The sequence below is a fragment of the Pseudomonas sp. B1(2018) genome (genome assembly GCF_003097365.1).
Classification (GTDB): Bacteria; Pseudomonadota; Gammaproteobacteria; order Pseudomonadales; family Pseudomonadaceae; genus Aquipseudomonas; species Aquipseudomonas laurylsulfatiphila.
On the sequence record NZ_PYUK01000002.1, the window covers coordinates 307,274 to 330,433 of the forward strand.

Below are 23,160 nucleotides of genomic sequence, written 5' to 3' on the forward strand. Positions count from 1 at the left end.
TCGCTGGTGATTTTTTAAACTGTTGAGTCCGCTCGCCCATCCGGGCAGCGCGCATATTGCATTTGCTACGAGGAAGACCATGGCCCGCGTAACCGTTGAAGACTGCCTAGAACACGTGGATAACCGCTTTGAGCTGGTCATGCTCTCTACCAAGCGTGCCCGTCAACTGGCCACCGGCGGCAAAGAGCCGAAAGTAGCATGGGAAAACGACAAACCTACCGTCGTCGCCCTGCGCGAAATCGCTGAAGGCCTGATCGACTACGCAGCTATCGCCGAAGCCGAAATCGTTGAAGATGAACCGCTTTTTGCTGCATTCGAGGACGAGTCCAACGAGGCCGTCTAAGCCTATGCCTGGTCGACGTAGCACGGCGCGGGAACACAGCTTACGGCAGGAGACATCATGCCGAGCATAGACGCCCTCGCCGATCGCTTATCGACCTACCTCGGCAAGGACCAGGTCAACCTGGTCCGCCGAGCGTATTTCTACGCCGAACAAGCCCACGACGGCCAACGCCGCCGTAGCGGCGAGGCGTACGTCACGCACCCACTCGCGGTGGCGAATATTCTTGCCGACATGCACATGGACCATCAGAGCCTGATGGCCGCCATGCTGCATGACGTGATCGAAGACACCGGTATTGCCAAGGAAGCGCTGCAAGCGCAGTTCGGCGAAACCGTGGCCGAACTGGTCGACGGGGTCAGCAAACTGACCCAGATGAACTTCGAGACCAAGGCCGAGGCCCAGGCCGAAAACTTCCAGAAAATGGCCATGGCCATGGCCCGCGACATTCGCGTGATCCTGGTCAAGCTGGCCGACCGCCTGCACAACATGCGCACACTGGAAGTGCTGTCCGGTGAAAAACGCCGGCGCATCGCCAAGGAAACCCTGGAAATCTATGCACCCATCGCCAACCGGCTGGGCATGCACGCCATCCGCATAGAATTCGAAGACCTCGGCTTCAAGGCCATGCACCCGATGCGTTCCGCGCGGATCTACCAGGCCGTCAAGCGCGCCCGGGGCAACCGCAAGGAAATCGTCAACAAGATCGAAGAATCCTTAAGCCACTGCCTGGCCATCGACGGCATCCAGGGCGAGGTCAGCGGTCGCCAGAAACACCTCTACGGCATCTACAAGAAAATGCGCGGCAAGCGTCGGGCCTTCAACGAAATCATGGACGTCTACGCGTTCCGGATCATCGTCGACAAGGTCGATACCTGCTACCGCGTGCTGGGTGCTGTACATAACTTGTACAAACCACTGCCGGGGCGCTTCAAGGATTACATCGCGATCCCCAAGGCCAACGGCTACCAGTCGCTGCACACCACACTGTTCGGCATGCACGGTGTTCCGATCGAGATCCAGATCCGCACCCGTGAAATGGAAGAGATGGCCAACAATGGCATCGCCGCCCATTGGCTGTACAAATCCAGCGGCGACGAGCAGCCAAAAGGCACCCATGCCCGCGCCCGCCAGTGGGTCAAGGGCGTGCTGGAAATGCAGCAACGTGCCGGCAACTCGCTGGAATTCATCGAAAGCGTGAAGATCGACCTGTTCCCGGACGAGGTCTACGTGTTCACGCCCAAAGGCCGGATCATGGAGCTGCCCAAGGGCTCCACGGCGGTCGACTTCGCTTACGCCGTGCATACCGACGTGGGCAACAGCTGCATTGCCTGCCGGATCAACCGTCGCCTCGCACCGCTGTCCGAACCGCTGCAAAGCGGCTCCACGGTCGAAATCGTCAGCGCTCCTGGCGCACGGCCGAACCCGGCGTGGCTCAACTTCGTGGTCACCGGCAAGGCGCGCACGCACATCCGCCATGCCCTGAAGCTGCAACGCCGCTCCGAATCCATCAGCCTCGGCGAACGCCTGCTGAACAAGGTCCTCAACGGATTCGACAGCGCGCTGGAGAAAATCCCGGCCGAACGCGTCAAGGCGATGCTCGCCGAGTACCGCCTCGAACTGATCGAGGATTTGCTCGAAGACATCGGCCTGGGCAATCGCATGGCCTATGTGGTGGCTCGCCGACTGCTCGGCGAAGGCGAACAGCTGCCAAGCCCGGAAGGCCCGCTGGCGATTCGCGGCACCGAAGGCCTGGTACTCAGCTACGCCAAGTGCTGCACGCCGATCCCGGGCGACCCGATTGTCGGCCACCTGTCCGCGGGCAAAGGCATGGTCGTGCACCTGGACAACTGCCGCAACATCAGCGAAATCCGCCACAACCCGGAAAAATGCATCCAGCTCTCGTGGGCCAAGGATGTCACCGGCGAATTCAACGTCGAACTGCGCGTCGAACTGGAACACCAGCGCGGCCTGATTGCCCTGCTGGCCAGTAGTGTCAACGCCGCCGACGGCAACATCGAGAAAATCAGCATGGACGAACGCGATGGTCGCATCAGCGTGGTCCAGTTGGTGGTCAGCGTGCACGACCGCGTGCACCTGGCCCGCGTGATCAAGAAACTGCGCGCCTTGACCGGGGTGATCCGCATCACCCGCATGCGCGCTTAAGCCCACTTACAAGGAGTCATTCATGACCAAGACTGTTATCACCAGCGACAAGGCCCCGGCCGCCATCGGTACTTACTCCCAGGCGATCAAGGCTGGCAACACCGTTTACATGTCGGGTCAGATTCCCCTGGACCCGAAAACCATGGAACTGGTCGAAGGCTTCGAAGCCCAGACCGTCCAGGTGTTCGAGAACCTCAAGGCTGTAGCCGAAGCAGCCGGCGGTTCGTTCAAGGACATCGTCAAGCTGAACATCTTCCTCACCGACCTGAGCCACTTCGCCAAGGTCAACGAGATCATGGGCAAGTACTTCGACCAGCCTTACCCTGCCCGCGCCGCCATCGGCGTTGCAGCCCTGCCAAAGGGTTCGCAGGTTGAAATGGATGCCATCCTGGTCATCGAGTAATGTGCACGGCGCAGCCTGGGGCTGCGCCGACTGCTCTGCTGTAAAGAAAGCTTGAAAGGATTCCACCATGCGCAATGCGCTTGTTCTCTCGCTGCTCGCCCTACTCCTGGGCGGATGTGCCAGCAACCCTGCCGATCGTGATATCAGCGGCACCTGGATCAATCAGGTGGCGATCGATGCCGCCGCCAAAGGCGTCCCCCTGCGTGAAGCGCTCCAGGCCTATGGCCCGAACCTGGAATGGGACATCAACACCAAGGCCGGCCAGGCCCGCTACACCAACGGCTTTGAAAACGTCGAAGGCAAGCTGCAGGGTGAAGAATCCGGCCTCTGGAAAGTCGATTTTTATGGCAGCTCCGGCAGTGAGCTGAAGCGCGACGGCAAACAATTGAGCCAGACCGCGACCGAAAACGAATCGGCCCAGGTCTTCGACCGGGCATTGATCCCGGTTCCGGATGGCGCACCGCTGGGCGCCAGCTTCGAACGCGCGCTGTATTCGGCCTACATGGGCGGTAGCTGGAAAGTCGTCAGCGGCCCCGGCGAAGGCGACACCGTGCAATTCCAGGCCGACGGCCAGGTGACCGGCCTGCCGGGTACTGACCGTTATGCGCTGTGCCTGGCCGGCGACTGCGCCTCGATGAGTGGCGGCAACGACAACATGTGGCTGCAGCTCAATGGGCAAGGAAACGCCTGGATCTTTGCGCGCAAGGGCAAGGAACTGGAGATTTTCCAGACCGTGAACACGGCGCAGGCGGACGAGATGCCTCAGTACACGCCCGGAGATCGGAAGTGGCTGCTGGAAAAACAGTAACCATCTGAAAAGATCGCAGCCTTCGGCAGCTCCTACAGGGTCATGCAAACACCTGTAGGAGCTGCCGAAGGCTGCGATCTTTTTTGTTGTTCAGCGCCCTTCAAGAATCGCCGCATACCCCTCACGGAAGCTCGGATACTTCGGCGTCCAGCCCAAAGCCTTGGCCCGCGCATTACTGCAGCGCTTGCTACCGGTGCGCCGCACGCTTGAATCCTCGTCCCATTCGGTCACGCCCAGATACTCGCGAAGCCAGCCCACCACATCGGCCAGCGCTGCCGGCTCGTCATCGACGCCGATGTAGACATCCTCCAGCGCCACGCCTCGCCGGTCCGCCTCAAGCAGGCAGGCCATCAACCCTGCGGCATCGTCCGCATGGATCCGGTTGGCATACAACGGTGGTTCGACCGCCACGCGATAACCCCGGCGGACCTGAGTCAGCAACCACTCACGCCCCGGGCCGTAGATGCCGGTCAGTCGCACGACACTAGCGGGGATACCGCTCTTGAGCGCGATCTGCTCGGCCTCAAGCATCACACGTCCAGAATAACCTGACGCCACCGTAGACGAACGCTCATCGACCCACTCGCCATCCTGCTGCCCGTAAACACTGCTGCTGGACACAAACAACAAGCGATTGGGCACCTGACCGTAGTCGTTCAGCCACTCCAGCACATGCTCCAGCCCCTGGACATAGGCAGCACGGTAGCCGGCCTCGTCGTGATCGGTGGCTGCCGCGCAATACACCAGGTAATCCACGGCACCGATCGGCCAAGTGGCCGGGCAGTCCTTGTTGAACAAATCACCGGCAACGCCGATGACGCCCGCGGGCAGGCGTGAAACATCCCGCCGCAGGCCATGAACCTCCCACCCCGCTGCCAGCAATTGTGTGGCCAGGCGGCTGCCAACATCACCGCAGCCGGCGATCAAAACAGTAGGCGCAGACATCAGAAAACTCCCATCGCAAAGCCACAGACTAGCGCCGGCAACAGACAGGCGGCTAGCAACGCAGGAAAAAAAGAGACGCTATTACTTCTGTTAACAAGAATTAATTGCAATAATACGCCCCACTTTTGTTCTCGGCCCTTCGAGGCCTGGAAGAACATCACCCGTTTTTTCTCTCAGGTCCGGCCAGCATGACACGTAATCAACTCTCCGCTTCGCCAACCAAACGACCTCGCGCCTGGAGCGCGGTGGCCGCCCTGTTCCTCAGCCTGATGCTCGCGCCAGTCGCGGCTTTCGCCGATGCCCAGCCGCCAGCGACTCCGGCCGCCGCCGCAGCCCCTGCACCGGCTGATCACGCCGCCCCGGCCGTTGCTCCCGTCGCGACGGATCCTGCCCAGGCAGCGCCGACAGATAATCTGGGTGAAGACGTTCCTGAAGTCCTTGAAGCCGACAACACTCTGGGCATGGCCCATGACCTGTCGCCGTGGGGCATGTACAAGAATGCCGACATCATCGTGAAAATCGTGATGATCGGCCTGGCCATCGCCTCGATCATCACCTGGACCATCTGGATCGCCAAGGGTCTTGAGCTGATGGGCGCCAAGCGTCGCCTGCGCGGCGAAATCGCTCAACTGAAAAAATCCACCTCCCTCAAGGAAGCCAGCGCCACGGCGGCGAAGGAAGGCACCCTCGCCAACCTGCTGGTGCACGATGCTCTCGAAGAGATGCGCCTGTCGGTCAACAGCCGCGAGAAAGAAGGCATCAAGGAGCGTGTCAGCTTCCGCCTTGAGCGCCTGGTCGCGGCCTGCGGTCGCAACATGAGCAGCGGCACCGGCGTGCTGGCGACCATCGGTTCCACCGCGCCCTTCGTCGGCCTGTTCGGTACCGTGTGGGGCATCATGAACAGCTTCATCGGCATCGCCAAAACCCAGACCACCAACCTCGCCGTCGTCGCTCCCGGCATCGCCGAAGCCCTGCTGGCCACCGCACTGGGCCTGGTTGCAGCGATCCCTGCGGTCGTGATCTACAACGTCTTCGCCCGCTCCATCGCCGGTTACAAAGCTCAGGTGTCCGACGCGTCGGCACAGGTCCTGCTGCTGGTCAGCCGCGACCTCGACCACCAGCCTGAGCGCAGCTCGCAACCGCACATGGTGAAAGTGGGGTAATCGGCCATGGGCCTGCATTTGAAAGAAGGGGCAGACGACGATCTGTCCGAAAACCACGAAATCAACGTCACGCCGTTCATCGACGTGATGCTGGTGCTGTTGATCATCTTCATGGTGGCGGCCCCGCTGGCCACCGTGGACATCAAGGTCGACCTGCCCGCTTCCACCGCCAAACCGGCGCCGCGGCCAGAGAAACCGGTGTTCCTCAGCGTCAAGGCTGACCAGCGCCTGTTCCTCGGTGAAGACGAAGTGAAGGCCGAAGCACTCGGCGCCACCCTCGACGCCAGGACCCAGGGCAAAAAAGACACGACGATCTTCTTCCAGGCCGACAAAGGCGTGGATTACGGCGACCTGATGAGCGTGATGGACAACCTGCGATCGGCCGGTTACCTGAAGGTAGGTCTGGTCGGACTCGAGACGGCAGCCAAGAAATGATCACGACGCGCCATAAGCTGACGCGTTACAGCGGTAGCCTGGCTGTGGTGCTGGGCGTTCACGCGCTGGCCATCGCGCTGGCGCTGAACTGGTCCGCCCGCCCGCCCATCGAATTGCCGCCCCAGGCAATGATGGTCGAACTGGCACCGGTCCCTGCCCCGCCACCGCCTGCTCCGCCGAAGGTCGTCACCCCACCGCAGCCACCGGCTCCGGTTGAAGAACTGCCGATCCCCAAGCTCGCCGAAGCGCCGAAAGCTGAAATTGCCGTGCCCAAACCCGTCAAGTCAAAGCCGAAGCCACAGCCGCCCAAGCCGGTAGAGAAGAAACCCGAACCGCCGAAGGAAAAACCGGCCGAAGAAAAGCCTGCCGAAACGCAACAGACTCAGGCGCCAACGGAGAAATCCGCTCAGCCTGCACCGGGCCCTTCACCCGCTCAACTGGCGGCCAAGGCCAGTTGGCAAGGCACGCTGCTGGCGCACCTGCAGAAGTACAAAAAGTACCCGGCCAGTGCACAGGCACGGGGCAAGGAAGGCATGAACCGCCTGCGTTTCGTCGTGGATGCCGAAGGCAATGTGTTGTCGTTTGAGCTGGTAGGCGCCTCGGGCACCGCCGATCTGGACCGGGCCACCCTGGAAATGATCCGCCGCGCTCAACCGCTGCCCAAGCCGCCGGCCGACATGCTGACCAATGGCTCCATCGAAATCGTTGCACCTTTTGTGTATTCGCTGGAAAAACGCCGCCGGTAACAATCAAAAGATCGCAGCCTGCGGCAACTCCTACAGGGATCACATTGACCTGTGTAGGAGCTGCCGCAGGCTGCGATCTTTTTTGCCTTTCGCATTGCCCGGTGTCACCCGACACGTTCAGTCTGATAACGTGCGTCTATCGATTGCAGCCGGTATGCTTGGCACGCAAATTCATGGACGCTTGCTATGACCCTCACAGAATTACGCTACATCGTTACCCTCGCCCAAGAGCAGCACTTCGGCCACGCGGCCGAGCGTTGCCACGTCAGCCAGCCGACCCTTTCGGTGGGCGTGAAAAAGCTTGAAGACGAACTCGGTGTGCTGATTTTCGAGCGCAGCAAAAGCGCCGTGCGCCTGACGCCGGTCGGCGAAGGCATCGTGGCCCAGGCGCAAAAGGTGCTGGAACAGGCCCAGGGCATCCGCGAACTGGCCCAGGCCGGCAAGAACCAGTTGACCGCACCGCTTAAAGTCGGCGCGATCTACACCGTCGGGCCGTACCTGTTCCCGCACCTGATTCCACAACTGCACCGGGTCGCCCCGCAGATGCCGTTGTACATCGAAGAAAACTTCACCCACGTGCTGCGCGACAAACTGCGCAATGGCGAACTCGACGCGATCATCATCGCCCTGCCGTTCAGCGAAGCCGATGTGCTGACCCTGCAGCTCTACGACGAGCCGTTCTACGTGCTGATGCCGGCCCAGCACCCGTGGACGCAAAAAGAGTCCATCGACGCCAACCTGCTCAACGACAAGAGCCTGCTGCTGCTCGGCGAAGGCCACTGCTTCCGCGATCAGGTACTGGAAGCCTGCCCGACCCTGACCAAAGGCAACGACGGCGCCAAGCACACCACGGTGGAATCCAGCTCCCTGGAAACCATTCGCCACATGGTCGCATCCGGCCTGGGGATTTCGATCCTGCCGTTGTCGGCAGTCGACAGCCATCACTACGCCCCAGGCGTGATCGAGGTGCGTCCGTTGTCGGCACCCGTGCCGTTCCGCACCGTGGCCATTGCCTGGCGCGCCAGTTTCCCGCGTCCGAAGGCGATTGAAATCCTCGCCGACTCCATTCGCCTGTGCTCGGTGGCCAAGCCAGCGGCGCAGGTCGCTGCGGGCTAAGCGACGGTCATGAGCGAGTTGTCGCAAGTGTCGGTGACGGCACTCAAGGGTGTCGGTGAAGCCATGGCCGAGAAACTGGCCAAGGTCGGCCTGGAAAACCTCCAGGACGTGTTGTTTCACTTGCCCCTGCGCTATCAGGATCGCACCCGTGTGGTCCCGATCGGCGCGCTGCGACCCGGGCAGGATGCAGTCATCGAAGGCACGGTCAGCGGCGCCGATGTGGTCATGGGCCGTCGGCGCAGCCTCGTGGTGCGCTTGCAGGACGGCACTGGCGGACTCAGCCTGCGCTTCTACCATTTCAGCAATGCGCAGAAAGAAGGCCTCAAACGCGGCACGCGGATTCGCTGCTACGGCGAGGCACGGCCCGGTGCTTCGGGGCTGGAAATCTACCACCCGGAATATCGCGCCATCACTGGCGACGAACCACCGCCGGTGGATGAAACCCTGACTCCGGTCTACCCCCTCACCGAAGGTCTGACCCAACAGCGCCTGCGCCAGTTGTGCATGCAGACCCTCACCCTGCTCGGCCCCAGCAGCCTGCCCGACTGGCTGCCGAACGAGCTGGCCCGCGACTACCAACTGGCACCACTGGCCGATGCAATCCGCTACCTGCACAACCCGCCCGCCGATGCCGACGTCGATGAACTCGCTCTCGGTCACCACTGGGCGCAGCACCGCCTGGCTTTCGAAGAACTGCTGACCCATCAACTGTCGCAACAGCGCCTGCGCGAAAGCATGCGCTCCCTGCGTGCGCCCGCGATGCCCAAAGCCACGCGACTGCCGGCCAAATACCTGGCCAACCTCGGCTTCAGCCCGACCGGCGCCCAGCAACGGGTCGGTAACGAAATCGCCTACGACCTCAGCCAGCACGAGCCCATGCTACGGCTGATCCAGGGCGACGTCGGCGCCGGCAAAACCGTGGTCGCCGCCCTTGCCGCGCTGCAAGCGCTGGAGGCCGGTTATCAGGTCGCACTGATGGCGCCCACCGAGATTCTCGCCGAGCAGCACTTCATCACCTTCAAGCGCTGGCTCGAACCGCTGGGCATCGAAGTCGCGTGGCTCGCCGGCAAGCTCAAGGGCAAGAACCGCATCGCCGCGCTGGAGCAGATCGCCAGCGGCACGCCCATGGTGGTCGGCACTCACGCGCTGTTCCAGGACGAAGTGCAATTCAAGAACCTGGCGCTGGTGATCATCGACGAACAGCACCGATTCGGCGTGCAGCAGCGTCTGGCCCTGCGCCAGAAAGGCGTCGGCGGACGCATGTGTCCGCACCAGTTGATCATGACCGCCACGCCGATTCCGCGCACGCTGGCCATGAGCGCCTACGCCGACCTCGACACCTCGATCCTCGACGAACTGCCCCCCGGCCGAACCCCGGTCAACACTGTGCTGATCACCGACACCCGGCGGGTCGAAGTCATCGAGCGGGTGCGCAGCGCTTGCGCCGAAGGGCGTCAAGCCTATTGGGTGTGCACGCTGATCGAAGAGTCGGAAGAGCTGACCTGCCAGGCCGCCGAAACTACCTTCGAGGACCTGACCGCCGCCCTCGGCGAGCTGAAGGTCGGGCTGATCCACGGCCGCATGAAACCTGCGGAAAAAGCCGCGGTGATGGCCGAGTTCAAGGCTGGCAACCTGCAACTGCTGGTCGCGACCACGGTGATCGAAGTGGGCGTGGACGTGCCCAACGCCAGTCTGATGATCATCGAAAACCCCGAGCGCCTGGGCCTGGCGCAATTGCATCAGTTGCGCGGCCGCGTCGGCCGCGGCAGCGCCGTCAGCCATTGCGTGCTGCTCTACCATCCGCCGCTGTCGCAGATCGGCCGCCAGCGCTTGGGCATCATGCGCGAAACCAACGATGGTTTTGTCATCGCCGAAAAGGACCTGGAATTGCGCGGCCCCGGCGAAATGCTCGGCACCCGCCAAACCGGGCTGCTTCAATTCAAGGTCGCCGATCTGATGCGCGATGCCGATTTGCTGCCCGCCGTGCGGGATGCGGCCCAGGCATTGCTCGAACGCTGGCCGACCCATGTCAGCCCGCTACTCGACCGCTGGCTGCGTCATGGCCAACAATACGGCCAAGTGTGACAACCGTCACAGTTTCTGAGGCGTGGCCTTAGGCAAGCTGGTTATACTTCTGCAATTGTTTAATCACGGATACAGACCATGACCGACGTTGCCTTCGCACCCGATACCCCGCACGCTCCGTCGGTTATTCGGCTGATGCTGGGCAAGTTGGGCATTGCCTACGAAGAAGTGCTGGACCATCACGGCCTCAATGCCGCGCGCAAAGTGCAGGCTGTTCTGCTCGATGACAGCGTCGGCGCGTTGATGGTGCTGTTCCCGCAGAGCCAGTTGCTGGACCTCAATCGCCTGACCGAACTCACCGGTCGCCGCCTCACTGCCGTACCCACCGAGCGCCTGAAAAAAATGCTCGGCAAGCACAACCTCAGCTTGCTGCCGGGCCTGCCGGCGCTGACCAGTTCACCCTGCCTGTACGACGAAAGCCTGCTGCGTGAGCCGAAGTTGCTGGTCAACTCTGGTGAGCCGGGCGTGCTGCTGGAAGTCTCCAGCGAAGACTTCAAGACCATGCTGACCAAAGCCAGCGCCGCCAACTTCGGCGAAAACCTGAGCAGCATCCGTCCGAACCTCGACCGCCCCGATGACGACCGCAAGGAAATCACCCAGGCCGTCCAGGCGTTTACCGCGCGGCGCATCCAGCAGCGCCTGGAAGAGACCATCGAGATTCCGCCGCTGGCCGAAACCGCGCAAAAGATCATCAAGCTGCGTGTCGACCCCAACGCCACCATCGACGACATCACCGGCGTGGTCGAAACCGACCCAGCGCTGGCCGCGCAAGTCGTGAGCTGGGCGGCGTCACCGTACTACGCCTCGCCGGGCAAGATCCGTTCCGTGGAAGACGCCATCGTGCGCGTGCTGGGCTTCGACCTGGTGATCAACCTGGCGCTGGGCCTGGCCCTGGGTAAAACCCTGAGCCTGCCCAAGGACCACCCGCAACAAACCACGCCGTACTGGCAGCAATCCATCTACACCGCCGCCGTCATCGAAGGCCTGACCCGCGCCATGCCGCGCACGCAGCGCCCGGAAGCCGGCCTGACCTACCTGGCCGGCCTGCTGCACAACTTCGGCTATCTGCTGCTGGCCCACGTGTTCCCGCCACACTTCTCGCTGATCTGCCGCCACCTGGAGGTCAACCCGCATCTGTGCCACAGCTTCGTGGAACAACACCTGCTGGGCATCAGCCGTGAGCAGATCGGCTCGTGGCTGATGCGCTACTGGGACATGCCCGAAGAGCTGTCCACCGCCCTGCGCTTCCAGCACGACCCGGCCTACGACGGCACCTACGCCGAATACCCGAACCTTGTCTGCCTGTCGGTGCGCCTGCTACGCAGCCGAGGCATCGGCTCCGGCCCCGACGAAGGCATCCCGGACGCACTATTGGAACGCCTCGGCCTGAGCCGCGCCAAGGCCGAAGACGTGGTCAGCAAAGTGCTGGAAGCTGAAGTGCTGCTGCGTGAACTGGCGTCGCAATTCAGCCAGGGCTGAACAGCATCGCGGACAAACCCGCTCCCACAGGGATCGCTTAAATCCTGTGGGAGCGGGCTTGCCCGCGATGAATATCACTCGGTCTAACTGAAAGACCTCAAGCCTTGGGCTTCGCCTTCTTCGGCTTCAAATACTTGGTCAGCCCCTGGAACCAGATCACCAGCGCCGGGTTGCCCTTGATCTGGATCGACTTGTCCTGAATCCCCGTCATGAACGCCAATTGCTTGTTCTTCGCCTGCATCGTGGCAAAGCCATACGCGGCGTCCTTGAAGGCAATCGCAAACGCCGGCTCGGCATGCACACCCGATTGGCTGGTGATGCGCTGGTCCTTCACGCGGAATTGCCGCGCCACTTTCCCGTCCAGGGTCTGCAGCTGGAACACCAGGTCCTTGTCACCCAACTGCTGCTGAAACGCCGGATTGGTCCGGCTGGCCTTGCCCATCAAAAAACCCAGCATCCACAGCAGAAAACGAAATTTCATGCGCACAGCCTCAGAAGGAAAATGAACGGCCGGGGCAGTTTAGCGACTTAAAACAAGAACGCCACCATCTAGATGCGTTAGAAGAAGATAAGCCATATTTCCCGCATGATGACTACCAAGTCACGCTTTTACATCATCTCGTCATTCGCCCCATGCTCCATAGCGGGAATGCATACTGCGACGCCCTTACACCTGCAGAAACACATTCCTGTAGGAGCTGCCGCAGGCTGCGATCTTTTGATCTTGCACCCCGCAGACTTCTCGGACATTTCCTTCGCAACGCCGAGCCATGCGTGAACTAGGCGATTTTGACCGGTACCGATAACCTCTTTAAGTCACCGCAAAATCGGTGATTCGGACGTGCAAGTCCGGAATCGGCACACAATCGGTAATGGCTATTGATTGAGCGTTTTTCTATGCTCGCGGATCATTATGGCGGCTGTGTGTGGGAGATCTTTCGATCTGCCGGTTTACCGATTCCGGTCTTGCACACCTATACACAGCTGCCACCTCTTTCGAAGTGCAAGCGAAATGGTGTTAGCTCTCAAATCGGTACAACACCAATGATCAAGCCAACACCAAATCCCCCAGAAAACGAAGCCCTTGATACCAAAGAGCTCCAAGAAGCCGCAGAACGCGCCCCCGATCACCACACCACCCAAACGGAACAGAAACAACCGAAACGTAACAGCCAACTTTTCAGCGTCTGCCCAGGCATCAATACCGAAGCACTCCTGGCCAACGCCTCGGAAGATCTGCTGTCCATCAGCGCCATCGCCGCTGACCTTGCCGATGATGTAAACGGCTCCCGCCGTTCAGTAGCCCTGGCGATCAGTCGCATGGCTGACGGGGTGCATTTGCTAGTTGAGCAAGCACTGGATCATCTGGACGAACCGGAAATGGCAGCGATTATCACCCAGCAAAAAAACAGAATCATCTGACTCGCAAAGCAGAAAAAACAAACCCGTTTGTTGTCACCAGCAATCGGGGGTTTCTTTGGCTCCGTATCACGTTGTTCGCCATCAAATTCACCCGCGCCACGCCTCCAGGAAACAATCCAGGTGCCAGCTTGGATCGTTCCGCTTTAAGACATGCAACATTCTGAAACGCAGGAAGTTTCCGACCGCTGAAGGAGAGTCTTCCTACATCACCTCCTCCAAGTTCTTGTTAGCGTATTTCGGTCATGGACACCGGAATTACTAGTCCACGAACGGGCGAACTGTCAGGGAGACACTCGAATGTTTTTATGGCAAATCGTGCCCACGTGGCACGAGATTGAAAAACGTATAACCCATGAAATGGGTTACCAGGGAGGAGCCAGCTTTCGCACGCATTTCAACGAACCTGCCCCCTCCCTTTCTCTGAACATCCGACGGATCAAGAGTGTCCGCTACGCATTCAACCAAGCCGAGTGGGAAGCCGGCCGCCTATTGAGGCAACGGTTCTCTGACCTCGACATCTCCAGCATCCTCAACGAGTTGATCGAAGTCGTTACTCAAATGGCAATGATCGTCGCCGGCAGTGTGCTGACCGGAGGGGCAATTGGCGCGGGAGTGGGCGCATTCCTCGGAGGGGCAGGTGCCATTCCCATGGGTGCCGCTGGCGCCGCAATGGGATTGCACGTCAGCACCTGGATATTAGGGATACTTGGTCTGACGTCCATCGCTGAGTTTTTCGTCGAGGGATTGCCGCGCATTGGCGAGTATTACCTGACGGGCATCAACATCGCGTGGAGTGGCCCTCGTGGCGAGAGAGGGTTGAACCCGTTCAACCGGGACGATTCTTTTGCTCAAGGCAGGGCAGCCCATCAGATCGCATTGGGGCATGTGGAGGTTGTCGTCCTGCTGCTGGGAGCCATCGTCGCTTACATTACGCGTGGTCGAGGTAATGTAAACGTCCTCGCCCAGGAAATGCGAGCAAGCCCCAAAGGGGCACGGCTTGGCGAATGGATGCTCAAGCATGAAGAGGCACTGAAAAAACGACCAGACCTGCAAACCGCAGAGCCCCGCAGAGGTGCACTTGGCCCGCAGGAAACTGCGTCACCCGCAAATCGCCCACGCGGAAAAGACAAAGACTCGCCCCGTGACAAACCGAACGCCATGCCGCTTCATAAAGTCGAATGCTTCAAAGCGGACAAGATGCCGGCGTCTAAAATCGGAGAGTTCGAGCGGCAGTTGAAGGGGCAAGAGGACGGGCTGAATCGGCTGACGATTGATGAATATCTGGAGAATATTGCCAATCCGGTGAAGCGTAGTCGGGCGGCAGCTACGTTGGCCCGAAAGGATTTACGAGATAAATTGCAAGAGCGCTTTCAAAGGGAATATCAAAAAAACATGAGCCCGCTTGAAGCAGAAGAGCTTGCTATCACAAAAGCCAAGGAAACAATGTCAAGTCTTGCAGGGCTGCATAATCCTGATCTAAGTGCTGGCGGCAAGGACATCATTGCGGACTTTGGTGATCGACAAGTGAATTCCAGTATCGGCCCTCAGTGGGGACCGAAAATCGCAAATTTGAAGGCTGCTGCTGAGGCCATACCCCAATCAATGCGAGAGTCAACTTTTCTCAATGTAAAACTACATAAGTGCTAATAAGGAGCCATCACATGGACAAGATATTTGCCCGGTTTTTAGAGAAATTTGGCGGACCTGTTGATCGGCAGGAAGTCCCAGCATCAAGTATTGAGCGCTATAGAGGCAAGTTACCCAATCAGTTATTGGAATACTGGGCCGAACACGGCTGGTGCGGATACGGTGACGGCATTTTTTGGATAGTGAATCCCCAAGAGTACGATGGGGTAGTGACGTCTTGGCTTGAAGGGACGAAATATGAAGAACGTGATGCTTACCACCTGATTGCTCGTAGCGCCTTCGGTGACTTGTACCTGTGGGGCGAAAAAACGGGTGCCTCTCTCAAAATAACCAGTGTGCTTTCTCGATGTGTTTTTGATGATTTCGAAATTACGAGTGACGAGATGGACAGAGAACTACAAGGTTTTCTGCTTTCCAGGAATGTGGACTCCAACGATTATGGCGACCTATTCAAACCCGCGAAGAAAAAGCTCGGCACCCTGCGTCACGACGAGATGTACGGCTTTGTTCCAGCGCTGATGTTCGGCGGCCCGGACACCCTCGATCATCTAGAGAAGGTGAAGGCGGTGGAGCATCTGATTCTGCTGTCTCAGATCACCGAGCTTCAGCCCTATAGTTTTTCAGACCTTTAAACCAGATTTCAGGGGACGGATTTCAACAATCTCTGTTAACCCCACAAAAAATGGGCACCCAACCCTGGTTGGCGTGCCCATTTTTTATTCCACCCCCCGCTACGCAAGAGGCGAAAACGGCTTACGGATTGACGCTGTCTTTCAACGACTTGCCTGGCTTGAACGCAACGGTGTTGCTGGCCTTGATTTTGACGGGCTCACCGGTTTGCGGGTTTTTGCCGGTGCGGGCACCGCGATGGCGTTGCAGGAAGGTGCCAAAGCCCACCAGCGTCACGCTGTCTTTGCGGTGCAGGGCACCGGTGATTTCTTCAAGAACGGCGTTGAGAACGCGGTTGGCTTGTTCTTTGGTGAGGTCTGCTTTTTCAGCAATGGCTGCAGCGAGGTCTGGTTTACGCATGTGAGTGAAGCCCCTTTGACGGTTTGTTGTTGTTATGTCCGTGCTGCTCTCTGCGGAGCAGCGCCAAAAGCGCCGCAGGTGCTCTACTCTGCGGCAGACGGGAGTGAGGATGGCACGCAGTGAGGCCCCGCGCCAGTATCGGCGCGGCCATTGTTAGGGCAAAAGGGGGGTGATTCCGACAGAACGACCGGTATTTATGCCAACAGGGCTGGAAGCTCTTTGTTCAGGGCCAGTTTTTCCATCACGGCGGCGCCTGTGAGGGCATAACCGAGCAGTTTGCCTGCGGCATCGCGGCATAAAACCTTGATGTCGGCGCCCTGCCCTTCGACGGTCCAGATGCCTTCCGCGCCCCGTGGCGGCGGGGACACCACCAGCGGGCACACCGGTGTTTTGACGGTGATCGGCATCGGGCCATAGGTGACGGCGGTCGGGTTTCCGGAGAGGGTTTGCGCCAGCGCTCGTGCACAGCTCATCAGGGGCATTACGTACAGCAGGTTCAACCCATCGACCTCGGCACAATCGCCCAGGGCGTAGATGTTGGCGTGGGAGGTCTTCAGGTGCCGGTCGACCATGATGCCGCGGTTGACCTGCAAACCGGCCGCTGCCGCCAGGTCGACGCGCGGGCGCAGGCCAATGGCCGAGACCACCACGTCGCACGGGATCACCTGGCCATCTGACAGGTGCGCTTCCAGACCGTCCGCCACGCGTTGCAGACGATTGAGCACCGGCCCGAGGTGGAAACGTGCGCCGAGGCTTTCCAGGCCAGCCTGCACCGCTGCCGCAGCCGCCGGGTGCAACAGGGTCGGCATGACTTGCTCGCACGGCGCAACCAGTTGCACCTCGTAGCCGCCCAAGGTCAGGTCGTTGGCGAACTCGCAGCCGATCAGGCCGGCGCCGAGCAGCAGCACGCGGCGCTTGCCAGCGGCTGCCGCACGGAAGCGTGCGTAATCTTCCAGGTCGTTGATCGGGAATACGCAATCCGCCGCATCGCCTTCAATGGGCACGCGCACGGTTTCGGCGCCCCAGGCCAGGATCAGGTCGCGGTACATCACCGCCTCTTCCCCGATCCACAGGCGCTTGTGGCCCGGGTCAATGCCGCTGATGCGCGTGTGGGTGCGTATTTCGGCCTTGAGTTGTTCGGCCATGGCGCCGGGTTCGGCCATGCTCAGGCCGTCGGCGTCCTTGTTTTTGCCGAAGCCGGTGGAGAGCATCGGCTTGGAGTAAGAGCGCCCGTCATCGGCGGTAATCAAAAGCAGCGGGGTTTCGCTGTCGAGCTTGCGAAACTCACGGGCGACGTTGTAGCCAGCCAGACCGGTGCCAATGATAACGACAGGTGCGTTCATTCCTTACTCCTCAATTATTCAGGCAGCGATTTCGATCATTTCAAAATCCATTTTGCCCACACCGCAGTCCGGGCACAGCCAGTCTTCCGGCACGTCTTCCCAACGGGTGCCCGGCGCAATGCCGTCATCCGGCCAACCGTCGGCTTCGTTGTAGATCAGGCCGCAGACGATACATTGCCACTTTTTCATCAGGTACTTCCTCAGGGTTCAGGCGTTTTGCCGGCCGGACGGTCGATGGTTGTAGCACTGCCGTCCAGCTCAGCGCGTTTTGTACTGATCGATGCCGCCGGATGCAAGCCTGTTCGGCGCAACGGCAGGCCAATTCAATCGATATCGGTGGCTGACATGTTAAGCTCGCCGCCTCATTTGCTGCCAATAATGACTCATTGTGCAACACACAGAATCCCCCTCTCCAGCTCCCCTCTGGCTCTCGCGCAGCGAACTGGCGCCCCTCCCCGATGCCTCCATCCTGGACTGGCTGTTCGACGAAGGCTCACTTACTCGACGCCTGATTCATCTGTCGAATGATGCCTTCAGCGTCTCGCCAATGTTCGAAGGCTGGCAAACCCTGCGCGCCGACGAATGCGCAGCACTGAACCTGGCCGACGGCAGTGAAGGTTGGGTGCGCGAGGTGTATCTGCGCGGTCATGGTGAAGCCTGGGTGTTCGCCCGCAGCGTCGCGGCACGCAGTGCATTGCAAGGCGACGGTTTGCACATGGACGAATTGGGCAGCCGCTCCCTGGGGGAATTGCTGTTCTGCGACCAAGCCTTTCAGCGTCGGGCCATCGAGGTTTGTCATTATCCTCAAGAATGGCTGCCGAGCGAGGTGCGGGCGCCAGAACTATGGGGTCGCCGTTCACGCTTTGACCGCGGCGCGTTGAGTGTCCTGGTCGCCGAAATTTTCCTGCCTTCCCTGTGGGACGCCGCACGCGCCCAATCGGAGAATCTCTGATGTACCAAAGCCTGCTCAAGTCCTTGAACCGCTTGAACCCTCGGGCCTGGGACTTCATTCAGCTGACGCGGATGGACAAGCCGATCGGCATTTACCTGCTGCTTTGGCCGACACTGTGGGCGCTGTGGATTGCCGGCAAGGGTTCGCCGTCCCTGGCCAACATCGTGATTTTCGTCCTGGGCGTAGTGCTGACCCGCGCCGGTGGCTGCGTGATCAACGACTGGGCGGACCGCAAGGTCGATGGTCATGTGAAACGTACCGAGCAGCGCCCGCTGGTGAGCGGCAAGATCAGCTCGAAAGAGGCGCTGGTGTTCTTCGCCTTGCTGATGGGCGTGAGCTTCCTGCTGGTACTTTGCACCAACGCCGCGACCGTCTGGCTGTCTTTGGGCGGCCTGGCGTTGGCGTTCAGTTACCCCTTCATGAAGCGCTACACCTATTACCCGCAAGTGGTGCTGGGTGCCGCATTTTCGTGGGGGATGCCGATGGCGTTCACCGCAGAAACCGGTGAATTGCCGGCTGCGGCATGGCTGCTGTGGATCGCCAACCTGATGTGGACCGTGGGCTACGACACGTATTACGCGATGACCGACCGCGATGACGACCTCAAGATCGGCGTGAAGTCCACGGCAATCCTGTTCGGTGATGCAGACCGGGTGATCATCCTGACCCTGCAAGGGCTGGCGCTCGGTTGCCTGTTGCTGGCGGGTTCGAAGTTCGACCTGGGTGGCTGGTTCCACCTCGGATTACTGGTGGCGGCGGGCTGCTTTGCGTGGGAGTTCTGGTACACCCGCGACAAGGACCGGATGCGTTGCTTCAAGGCGTTTTTGCACAATCACTGGGCGGGCTTGGCGATTTTCGTCGGAATTGTGCTGGATTACGCACTGCGTTGACCGTTGAAAAGATCGCAGCCTTGGGCAGTTCCTACCCGAAGGCTGCGATCTTTTGGCGGTGTTACATATGCTCGCGAACGACGTGCCAGACATCTTTTTTCTTGTCACCCGTCATGTCTCCGGGTTTTTTGTCGTCCTCGTAGTAGTACAGCGGCTTGCCGTCATAGGCCCATTGCATCTTGCCATCGTCACGCTTGATGACTGTCCATTTACCTTCGGCCTTGGCACCCGCCGGCGCCATCATTGGCGGCCAGTATTTGGCGCAGTCGCCGTTGCACATCGACTTGCCACCCGCGTCCTTGTCGAATGTGTAGACCGTCATGCCTTTGTGATCGACCATCATGCCGTCTTTCATCATCGCCGGGTCGGCGGCAAAGGCCAGTGTCGGCAGCGTTAACGCAGCAGTGACCAGCAAAACCTTCCAGGATTGAGCAATGTAGTTCATGGAAACCTTCCTCTTGTGGTTGTCAGGATCCGGACTTAGAGCTTAGCCCAGGATCCAGCCAATCGCTGGACGACTAAAATACTGTCACACGACTGCAATAATTCCGTTATCTAATGCGGCGCAAGACAGTTAAATGACAAGAGGATTAAGGGCATGGTTGGCAGGAGCATTCTGATCGTCGACGACGAAGCGCCTATTCGCGAAATGATCGCCGTTGCATTGGAAATGGCCGGCTATGACTGCCTGGAGGCTGAAAACTCCCAGCAGGCCCACGCCATTATCGTCGACCGCAAACCGGACCTGATCCTGCTCGACTGGATGCTGCCCGGCACGTCCGGCATCGAGCTGGCCCGTCGCCTCAAGCGTGATGAGCTGACCGGGGACATCCCGATCATCATGCTCACCGCCAAGGGTGAAGAGGACAACAAGATCCAGGGCCTGGAAGTCGGCGCCGACGACTACATCACCAAACCGTTTTCCCCCCGTGAGCTGGTGGCGCGCCTGAAAGCCGTACTGCGCCGTGCCGGCCCGACCGATGGCGAGGCGCCCATCGAAGTCGGCGGCTTGCTGCTGGACCCAATCAGCCACCGCGTGACCATCGACGGCCGTCCCGCCGAGATGGGCCCGACCGAATACCGCCTGCTGCAGTTCTTCATGACCCACCAGGAACGCGCCTACACCCGTGGCCAGTTGCTGGATCAGGTCTGGGGCGGCAACGTCTATGTCGAAGAGCGTACGGTCGACGTGCACATTCGACGCCTGCGCAAAGCCCTCGGCGATGCTTACGAAAATCTGGTACAAACCGTGCGCGGCACCGGTTACCGCTTTTCCACCAAAGCCTGATAACAGCAGCTGCAAGCTTTAAGCTACAAGCGGCAAGTTAAGGCCGCTGTGGCTTGAAGCATGCGGCTTGAAACTTGAAGCTGAGTTAAGGACGCTCCGTGAACCAAAACTGGCATGGCACCCTGATTCGCCACATGCTGCTACTGGTCACCGCCTGCCTGGTGATCGGCCTGATCACCGGCTATTACGGCTGGAGCCTCGCCGCAGGCCTGGGTCTTTACCTGGCCTGGACCCTCAAGCAATTGCTGCGTCTGCACGAGTGGCTGCGCCTGCACAAACCCGATGAAGCGCCGCCTGACGGCTACGGCCTGTGGGGCGAGGTGTTCGACAGCATCTACCACCTGCAGCGCCGCGACCAGCGGGTACGCGGGCGCCTGCAAGCGGTGATCGACCGGGTTCAGGAATCCACCGCCGCGCTGAAAGACGCGGTGATCATGCTCGACACCGACGGCAACCTGGAATGGTGGAACCGCGCCGCCGAAACCCTGCTGGGCCTCAAGACCCCTCAGGACAGCGGCCAACCGGTGACCAACCTGGTGCGCCATCCGCGCTTCAAGGAATACTTCGAGCAAGACAGCTACGCCGAGCCGCTGGAAATTCCTTCGCCGACCAACGACCGCGTGCGCATTCAGCTGTACATCACCCGTTACGGCAACAACGAACACTTGATGCTGGTGCGCGATGTGACGCGCATCCATCAGCTTGAGCAAATGCGCAAAGATTTCATTGCCAACGTGTCCCATGAACTTCGCACGCCGTTGACTGTGATCTGCGGTTACCTTGAAACCCTGCTCGATAACGTCGACGAGGTGAACCCGCGCTGGGGCCGTGCCTTGCAGCAGATGCAGCAACAAGGCGGTCGCATGCAGACCCTGCTCAACGACCTGTTGTTGCTGGCCAAGCTGGAAGCCACCGATTATCCATCGGACAACCAGCCGGTGCCGATCGACGGCTTGCTGCAATCGATCAAGAGCGATGCGCAGCAGTTGTCCGGCCAGAAAAACCAGAAAATCACCCTGGAAGCCGACCCGACGATTCTGCTCAAGGGCAGCGAAGCGGAGTTGCGTAGCGCGTTTTCCAACCTGGTGTTCAACGCCGTGAAATACACCCCGGCCGAAGGCAACATCCGCATTCGCTGGTGGGGCGATGACCAGGGGGCGCACCTGAGCGTGCAGGATTCCGGGATCGGCATCGATGCCAAGCACCTGCCGCGCCTGACCGAACGCTTCTATCGCGTCGACTCCAGCCGCAACTCCAACACCGGAGGCACCGGCCTGGGGCTGGCGATCGTCAAACACGTTTTGTTACGTCATCGGGCACGGATGGAAATCAGCAGCGTACCGGGCCACGGCAGTACCTTTACCTGCCACTTTGCGCCGGCTCAGGTCACCCAATCACGGGTTATCAGCACCGCCGACTGATACCGGCCAGCACGCGCCACTAGGCAACCGCCCAGTCAGCCGCTACATTGGCTGACTTGCGTCTGCCTTTCAGGCGCGATTCTTACTTCCCTTTCGAATACACGGAACCCGCAAAACTCCATCATGGACCCTTCCCCTGGCTTGACCCTCGCTACAATTTTCGCCGACTTCGGCATGATTCTTTTTGCTCTGATCCTGGTTTTGCTCAACGGCTTTTTCGTTGCGGCGGAATTTGCCATGGTCAAGCTGCGCTCGACCCGGGTCGAGGCCATCGCTGATAAAAACGGCTGGCGCGGGCACATCCTGCGCACCGTGCACAGTCAGCTCGATGCGTACCTGTCGGCCTGCCAATTGGGTATCACCCTCGCCTCCCTCGGGCTGGGTTGGGTCGGTGAGCCCGCGTTTGCCCACATTCTTGAGCCGGTGTTGAGCGCTGTCGGCGTTGAATCGGCCGAAGTGGTCAAAGGCATCTCGTTCTTCACCGCGTTCTTCATCATTTCGTACCTGCACATCGTGGTCGGTGAGCTCGCCCCCAAATCCTGGGCGATTCGCAAACCCGAATTGCTGTCGCTGTGGACCGCCGTGCCGCTGTACCTGTTCTATTGGGCCATGTACCCGGCCATCTACCTGCTCAACGCCAGCGCCAACACCATCCTGCGCATTGCAGGGCAAGGTGAACCCGGCCCGCATCACGAGCATCACTACAGCCGTGAAGAACTGAAACTGATCCTGCACTCCAGCCGTGGCCAGGACCCGAGCGACCAAGGCATGCGCGTGCTGGCCTCGGCGGTGGAGATGGGCGAACTGGAAGTGGTCGACTGGGCCAACTCCCGCGAAGACCTGGTGACCCTGGAGTTCAACGCACCGCTCAAGCAGATCCTGGCGATGTTCCGTCGCCACAAGTTCAGCCGCTATCCGGTGTACGACAGCGAACGCCAGGAGTTCGTCGGCCTGCTGCACATCAAGGATCTGCTGCTGGAACTGGCGGCGCTGGACCACATTCCCGAGTCGTTCAACCTCGCCGAACTGACCCGTCCGCTGGAGCGCGTGTCGCGGCACATGCCGCTGTCGCAGTTGCTGGAGCAGTTCCGCAAGGGCGGTTCGCACTTCGCCGTAGTCGAAGAGGCCGACGGCAACATCATCGGCTACCTGACCATGGAAGACGTGCTGGAAGTGCTGGTAGGCGACATCCAGGACGAACACCGCAAGGCCGAGCGCGGGATCCTCGCGTACCAGCCGGGCAAGCTGCTGGTACGGGGCGATACGCCGCTGTTCAAGGTTGAACGACTGCTGGGCATCGACCTCGATCACGTCGAAGCCGAAACCCTTGCCGGGCTGGTCTATGAGAGCCTCAAGCGCGTTCCGGAAGAGGAAGAGGTGCTGGAAGTCGAAGGCCTGCGGATCATCATCAAGAAGATGAAAGGGCCGAAGATCGTCCTGGCCAAGGTGTTGATGCTCGATTGACCTGAAAGATCGCAGCCT

General features: G+C 60.1%; 24 protein-coding genes. 18 read left to right on the forward strand and 6 right to left on the reverse strand.

Annotated features, from left to right (window positions below):
* The first annotated feature begins 79 nt into the window (after positions 1 to 79).
* The 4 genes from rpoZ (at position 80) to C9422_RS03940 (ending at position 3,717) form a co-directional block, all read left to right on the forward strand.
* Entirely contained in the window at positions 80 to 343 is a 264-nt protein-coding gene (rpoZ, locus tag C9422_RS03925; RefSeq protein WP_007921129.1) for a DNA-directed RNA polymerase subunit omega, read from the forward strand.
* A gap of 57 nt (positions 344 to 400) precedes the next feature.
* Entirely contained in the window at positions 401 to 2,506 is a 2,106-nt protein-coding gene (gene spoT / locus C9422_RS03930) for a bifunctional GTP diphosphokinase/guanosine-3',5'-bis pyrophosphate 3'-pyrophosphohydrolase (protein WP_007975182.1), read from the forward strand.
* Between the two features lie 22 nt (positions 2,507 to 2,528).
* Complete coding sequence (locus C9422_RS03935; protein ID WP_003229509.1) at positions 2,529 to 2,909, forward strand: RidA family protein; 381 nt, start codon at positions 2,529 to 2,531, stop codon at positions 2,907 to 2,909.
* A 67-nt stretch (positions 2,910 to 2,976) separates the two neighbouring features.
* On the forward strand, positions 2,977 to 3,717 hold the full coding sequence (locus C9422_RS03940; protein ID WP_116579758.1) for a hypothetical protein: 741 nt from the start codon (positions 2,977 to 2,979) through the stop codon (positions 3,715 to 3,717).
* Between the two features lie 90 nt (positions 3,718 to 3,807).
* Here C9422_RS03940 and C9422_RS03945 read toward each other — a convergent pair whose 3' ends face one another.
* Positions 3,808 to 4,662 (reverse strand): SDR family oxidoreductase, encoded by an 855-nt coding sequence (locus tag C9422_RS03945; RefSeq protein WP_116579759.1) that lies wholly within the window; start codon positions 4,660 to 4,662, stop codon positions 3,808 to 3,810.
* A 188-nt stretch (positions 4,663 to 4,850) separates the two neighbouring features.
* Here C9422_RS03945 and exbB point away from each other — a divergent pair, with 188 nt between their 5' ends.
* The 6 genes from exbB to C9422_RS03975 all read left to right on the forward strand — a co-directional run bounded on the left by exbB (position 4,851) and on the right by C9422_RS03975 (position 11,686).
* On the forward strand, positions 4,851 to 5,825 hold the full coding sequence (gene exbB / locus C9422_RS03950) for a tonB-system energizer ExbB (protein ID WP_116579760.1): 975 nt from the start codon (positions 4,851 to 4,853) through the stop codon (positions 5,823 to 5,825).
* A 6-nt stretch (positions 5,826 to 5,831) separates the two neighbouring features.
* On the forward strand, positions 5,832 to 6,260 hold the full coding sequence (gene exbD / locus C9422_RS03955; RefSeq protein WP_007975187.1) for a TonB system transport protein ExbD: 429 nt from the start codon (positions 5,832 to 5,834) through the stop codon (positions 6,258 to 6,260).
* On the forward strand, positions 6,257 to 7,006 hold the full coding sequence (locus tag C9422_RS03960; RefSeq protein WP_116579761.1) for an energy transducer TonB: 750 nt from the start codon (positions 6,257 to 6,259) through the stop codon (positions 7,004 to 7,006). The genes exbD and C9422_RS03960 overlap by 4 nt, the downstream gene beginning before the upstream one ends.
* A 186-nt stretch (positions 7,007 to 7,192) precedes the next feature.
* Positions 7,193 to 8,122 (forward strand): hydrogen peroxide-inducible genes activator, encoded by a 930-nt coding sequence (locus C9422_RS03965; protein ID WP_095964342.1) that lies wholly within the window; start codon positions 7,193 to 7,195, stop codon positions 8,120 to 8,122.
* A gap of 9 nt (positions 8,123 to 8,131) precedes the next feature.
* A complete protein-coding gene (gene recG, locus C9422_RS03970; protein WP_116579762.1) occupies positions 8,132 to 10,207 on the forward strand; it encodes an ATP-dependent DNA helicase RecG in 2,076 nt (691 codons plus the stop codon).
* Between the two features lie 78 nt (positions 10,208 to 10,285).
* Complete coding sequence (locus C9422_RS03975; RefSeq protein WP_116579763.1) at positions 10,286 to 11,686, forward strand: aminoacyl-tRNA deacylase and HDOD domain-containing protein; 1,401 nt, start codon at positions 10,286 to 10,288, stop codon at positions 11,684 to 11,686.
* Positions 11,687 to 11,783: 97 nt separating this feature from the next.
* Here C9422_RS03975 and C9422_RS03980 read toward each other — a convergent pair whose 3' ends face one another.
* Positions 11,784 to 12,167 carry a helicase gene (locus C9422_RS03980; protein ID WP_116579764.1) on the reverse strand — a complete coding sequence of 128 codons (384 nt, stop codon included), beginning with the start codon at positions 12,165 to 12,167 and terminating at the stop codon, positions 11,784 to 11,786.
* 563 nt (positions 12,168 to 12,730) lie between these two features.
* Between C9422_RS03980 and C9422_RS03985 the strand changes: the two genes are divergently transcribed.
* The 3 genes from C9422_RS03985 to C9422_RS03995 all read left to right on the forward strand — a co-directional run bounded on the left by C9422_RS03985 (position 12,731) and on the right by C9422_RS03995 (position 15,387).
* On the forward strand, positions 12,731 to 13,108 hold the full coding sequence (locus C9422_RS03985; RefSeq protein ID WP_116579765.1) for a DUF6124 family protein: 378 nt from the start codon (positions 12,731 to 12,733) through the stop codon (positions 13,106 to 13,108).
* Positions 13,109 to 13,405: 297 nt separating this feature from the next.
* Complete coding sequence (locus C9422_RS03990; RefSeq protein ID WP_116579766.1) at positions 13,406 to 14,755, forward strand: DUF6861 domain-containing protein; 1,350 nt, start codon at positions 13,406 to 13,408, stop codon at positions 14,753 to 14,755.
* Between the two features lie 14 nt (positions 14,756 to 14,769).
* A complete protein-coding gene (locus C9422_RS03995; protein ID WP_116579767.1) occupies positions 14,770 to 15,387 on the forward strand; it encodes a GAD-like domain-containing protein in 618 nt (205 codons plus the stop codon).
* Between the two features lie 121 nt (positions 15,388 to 15,508).
* Here the strand turns inward: C9422_RS03995 and C9422_RS04000 are convergent, their stop codons facing one another.
* The 3 genes from C9422_RS04000 to C9422_RS04010 all read right to left on the reverse strand — a co-directional run bounded on the left by C9422_RS04000 (position 15,509) and on the right by C9422_RS04010 (position 17,316).
* Positions 15,509 to 15,784, reverse strand: a complete 276-nt coding sequence (locus tag C9422_RS04000) for an HU family DNA-binding protein (protein WP_003195589.1) — start codon at positions 15,782 to 15,784, stop codon at positions 15,509 to 15,511.
* A gap of 194 nt (positions 15,785 to 15,978) precedes the next feature.
* Positions 15,979 to 17,127 (reverse strand): NAD(P)/FAD-dependent oxidoreductase, encoded by a 1,149-nt coding sequence (locus C9422_RS04005; RefSeq protein ID WP_116579768.1) that lies wholly within the window; start codon positions 17,125 to 17,127, stop codon positions 15,979 to 15,981.
* A gap of 18 nt (positions 17,128 to 17,145) precedes the next feature.
* Positions 17,146 to 17,316, reverse strand: a complete 171-nt coding sequence (locus C9422_RS04010) for a rubredoxin (RefSeq protein WP_007975200.1) — start codon at positions 17,314 to 17,316, stop codon at positions 17,146 to 17,148.
* Positions 17,317 to 17,515: 199 nt separating this feature from the next.
* Here C9422_RS04010 and C9422_RS04015 point away from each other — a divergent pair, with 199 nt between their 5' ends.
* Entirely contained in the window at positions 17,516 to 18,079 is a 564-nt protein-coding gene (locus C9422_RS04015; protein WP_116579769.1) for a chorismate lyase, read from the forward strand.
* Positions 18,079 to 18,969 (forward strand): 4-hydroxybenzoate octaprenyltransferase, encoded by an 891-nt coding sequence (gene ubiA, locus C9422_RS04020; RefSeq protein WP_116579770.1) that lies wholly within the window; start codon positions 18,079 to 18,081, stop codon positions 18,967 to 18,969. Before C9422_RS04015 ends, ubiA begins: the two co-directional genes overlap by 1 nt.
* A gap of 61 nt (positions 18,970 to 19,030) precedes the next feature.
* On the opposite strand, the gene C9422_RS04025 is transcribed toward ubiA, so the two are convergent.
* Positions 19,031 to 19,414: a hypothetical protein gene (locus C9422_RS04025; protein WP_116579771.1), complete on the reverse strand. Its 384-nt coding sequence runs from the start codon at positions 19,412 to 19,414 to the stop codon at positions 19,031 to 19,033.
* 153 nt (positions 19,415 to 19,567) lie between these two features.
* Here C9422_RS04025 and phoB point away from each other — a divergent pair, with 153 nt between their 5' ends.
* The 3 genes from phoB to C9422_RS04040 all read left to right on the forward strand — a co-directional run bounded on the left by phoB (position 19,568) and on the right by C9422_RS04040 (position 23,142).
* On the forward strand, positions 19,568 to 20,257 hold the full coding sequence (gene phoB, locus C9422_RS04030; protein ID WP_003229608.1) for a phosphate regulon transcriptional regulator PhoB: 690 nt from the start codon (positions 19,568 to 19,570) through the stop codon (positions 20,255 to 20,257).
* 134 nt (positions 20,258 to 20,391) lie between these two features.
* Complete coding sequence (phoR, locus tag C9422_RS04035; RefSeq protein ID WP_256358802.1) at positions 20,392 to 21,678, forward strand: phosphate regulon sensor histidine kinase PhoR; 1,287 nt, start codon at positions 20,392 to 20,394, stop codon at positions 21,676 to 21,678.
* 123 nt (positions 21,679 to 21,801) lie between these two features.
* A complete protein-coding gene (locus C9422_RS04040) occupies positions 21,802 to 23,142 on the forward strand; it encodes a hemolysin family protein (protein WP_007975205.1) in 1,341 nt (446 codons plus the stop codon).
* Positions 23,143 to 23,160 lie beyond the last annotated feature (18 nt).

Excerpts from the sequence above, each read along its gene's own strand:
- C9422_RS04025 (WP_116579771.1), bottom strand. The coding sequence starts at position 19,414 with ATGAACTACATTGCTCAATCCTGGAAGGTTTTGCTGGTCACTGCTGCG.
- C9422_RS04010 (WP_007975200.1), bottom strand. The coding sequence starts at position 17,316 with ATGAAAAAGTGGCAATGTATCGTCTGCGGCCTGATCTACAACGAAGCC.
- C9422_RS03980 (WP_116579764.1), bottom strand. The coding sequence starts at position 12,167 with ATGAAATTTCGTTTTCTGCTGTGGATGCTGGGTTTTTTGATGGGCAAG.
- phoR (WP_256358802.1), top strand. The coding sequence starts at position 20,392 with ATGCTGCTACTGGTCACCGCCTGCCTGGTGATCGGCCTGATCACCGGC.
- C9422_RS03995 (WP_116579767.1), top strand. The coding sequence starts at position 14,770 with ATGGACAAGATATTTGCCCGGTTTTTAGAGAAATTTGGCGGACCTGTT.
- spoT (WP_007975182.1), top strand. The coding sequence starts at position 401 with ATGCCGAGCATAGACGCCCTCGCCGATCGCTTATCGACCTACCTCGGC.
- recG (WP_116579762.1), top strand. The coding sequence starts at position 8,132 with ATGAGCGAGTTGTCGCAAGTGTCGGTGACGGCACTCAAGGGTGTCGGT.
- exbB (WP_116579760.1), top strand. The coding sequence starts at position 4,851 with ATGACACGTAATCAACTCTCCGCTTCGCCAACCAAACGACCTCGCGCC.
- phoB (WP_003229608.1), top strand. The coding sequence starts at position 19,568 with ATGGTTGGCAGGAGCATTCTGATCGTCGACGACGAAGCGCCTATTCGC.
- C9422_RS03940 (WP_116579758.1), top strand. The coding sequence starts at position 2,977 with ATGCGCAATGCGCTTGTTCTCTCGCTGCTCGCCCTACTCCTGGGCGGA.
- ubiA (WP_116579770.1), top strand. The coding sequence starts at position 18,079 with ATGTACCAAAGCCTGCTCAAGTCCTTGAACCGCTTGAACCCTCGGGCC.
- C9422_RS03965 (WP_095964342.1), top strand. The coding sequence starts at position 7,193 with ATGACCCTCACAGAATTACGCTACATCGTTACCCTCGCCCAAGAGCAG.
- C9422_RS03975 (WP_116579763.1), top strand. The coding sequence starts at position 10,286 with ATGACCGACGTTGCCTTCGCACCCGATACCCCGCACGCTCCGTCGGTT.
- C9422_RS03990 (WP_116579766.1), top strand. The coding sequence starts at position 13,406 with ATGTTTTTATGGCAAATCGTGCCCACGTGGCACGAGATTGAAAAACGT.
- C9422_RS03945 (WP_116579759.1), bottom strand. The coding sequence starts at position 4,662 with ATGTCTGCGCCTACTGTTTTGATCGCCGGCTGCGGTGATGTTGGCAGC.
- C9422_RS03935 (WP_003229509.1), top strand. The coding sequence starts at position 2,529 with ATGACCAAGACTGTTATCACCAGCGACAAGGCCCCGGCCGCCATCGGT.
- rpoZ (WP_007921129.1), top strand. The coding sequence starts at position 80 with ATGGCCCGCGTAACCGTTGAAGACTGCCTAGAACACGTGGATAACCGC.
- C9422_RS04040 (WP_007975205.1), top strand. The coding sequence starts at position 21,802 with ATGGACCCTTCCCCTGGCTTGACCCTCGCTACAATTTTCGCCGACTTC.
- C9422_RS03960 (WP_116579761.1), top strand. The coding sequence starts at position 6,257 with ATGATCACGACGCGCCATAAGCTGACGCGTTACAGCGGTAGCCTGGCT.
- C9422_RS03985 (WP_116579765.1), top strand. The coding sequence starts at position 12,731 with ATGATCAAGCCAACACCAAATCCCCCAGAAAACGAAGCCCTTGATACC.
- C9422_RS04000 (WP_003195589.1), bottom strand. The coding sequence starts at position 15,784 with ATGCGTAAACCAGACCTCGCTGCAGCCATTGCTGAAAAAGCAGACCTC.
- exbD (WP_007975187.1), top strand. The coding sequence starts at position 5,832 with ATGGGCCTGCATTTGAAAGAAGGGGCAGACGACGATCTGTCCGAAAAC.
- C9422_RS04005 (WP_116579768.1), bottom strand. The coding sequence starts at position 17,127 with ATGAACGCACCTGTCGTTATCATTGGCACCGGTCTGGCTGGCTACAAC.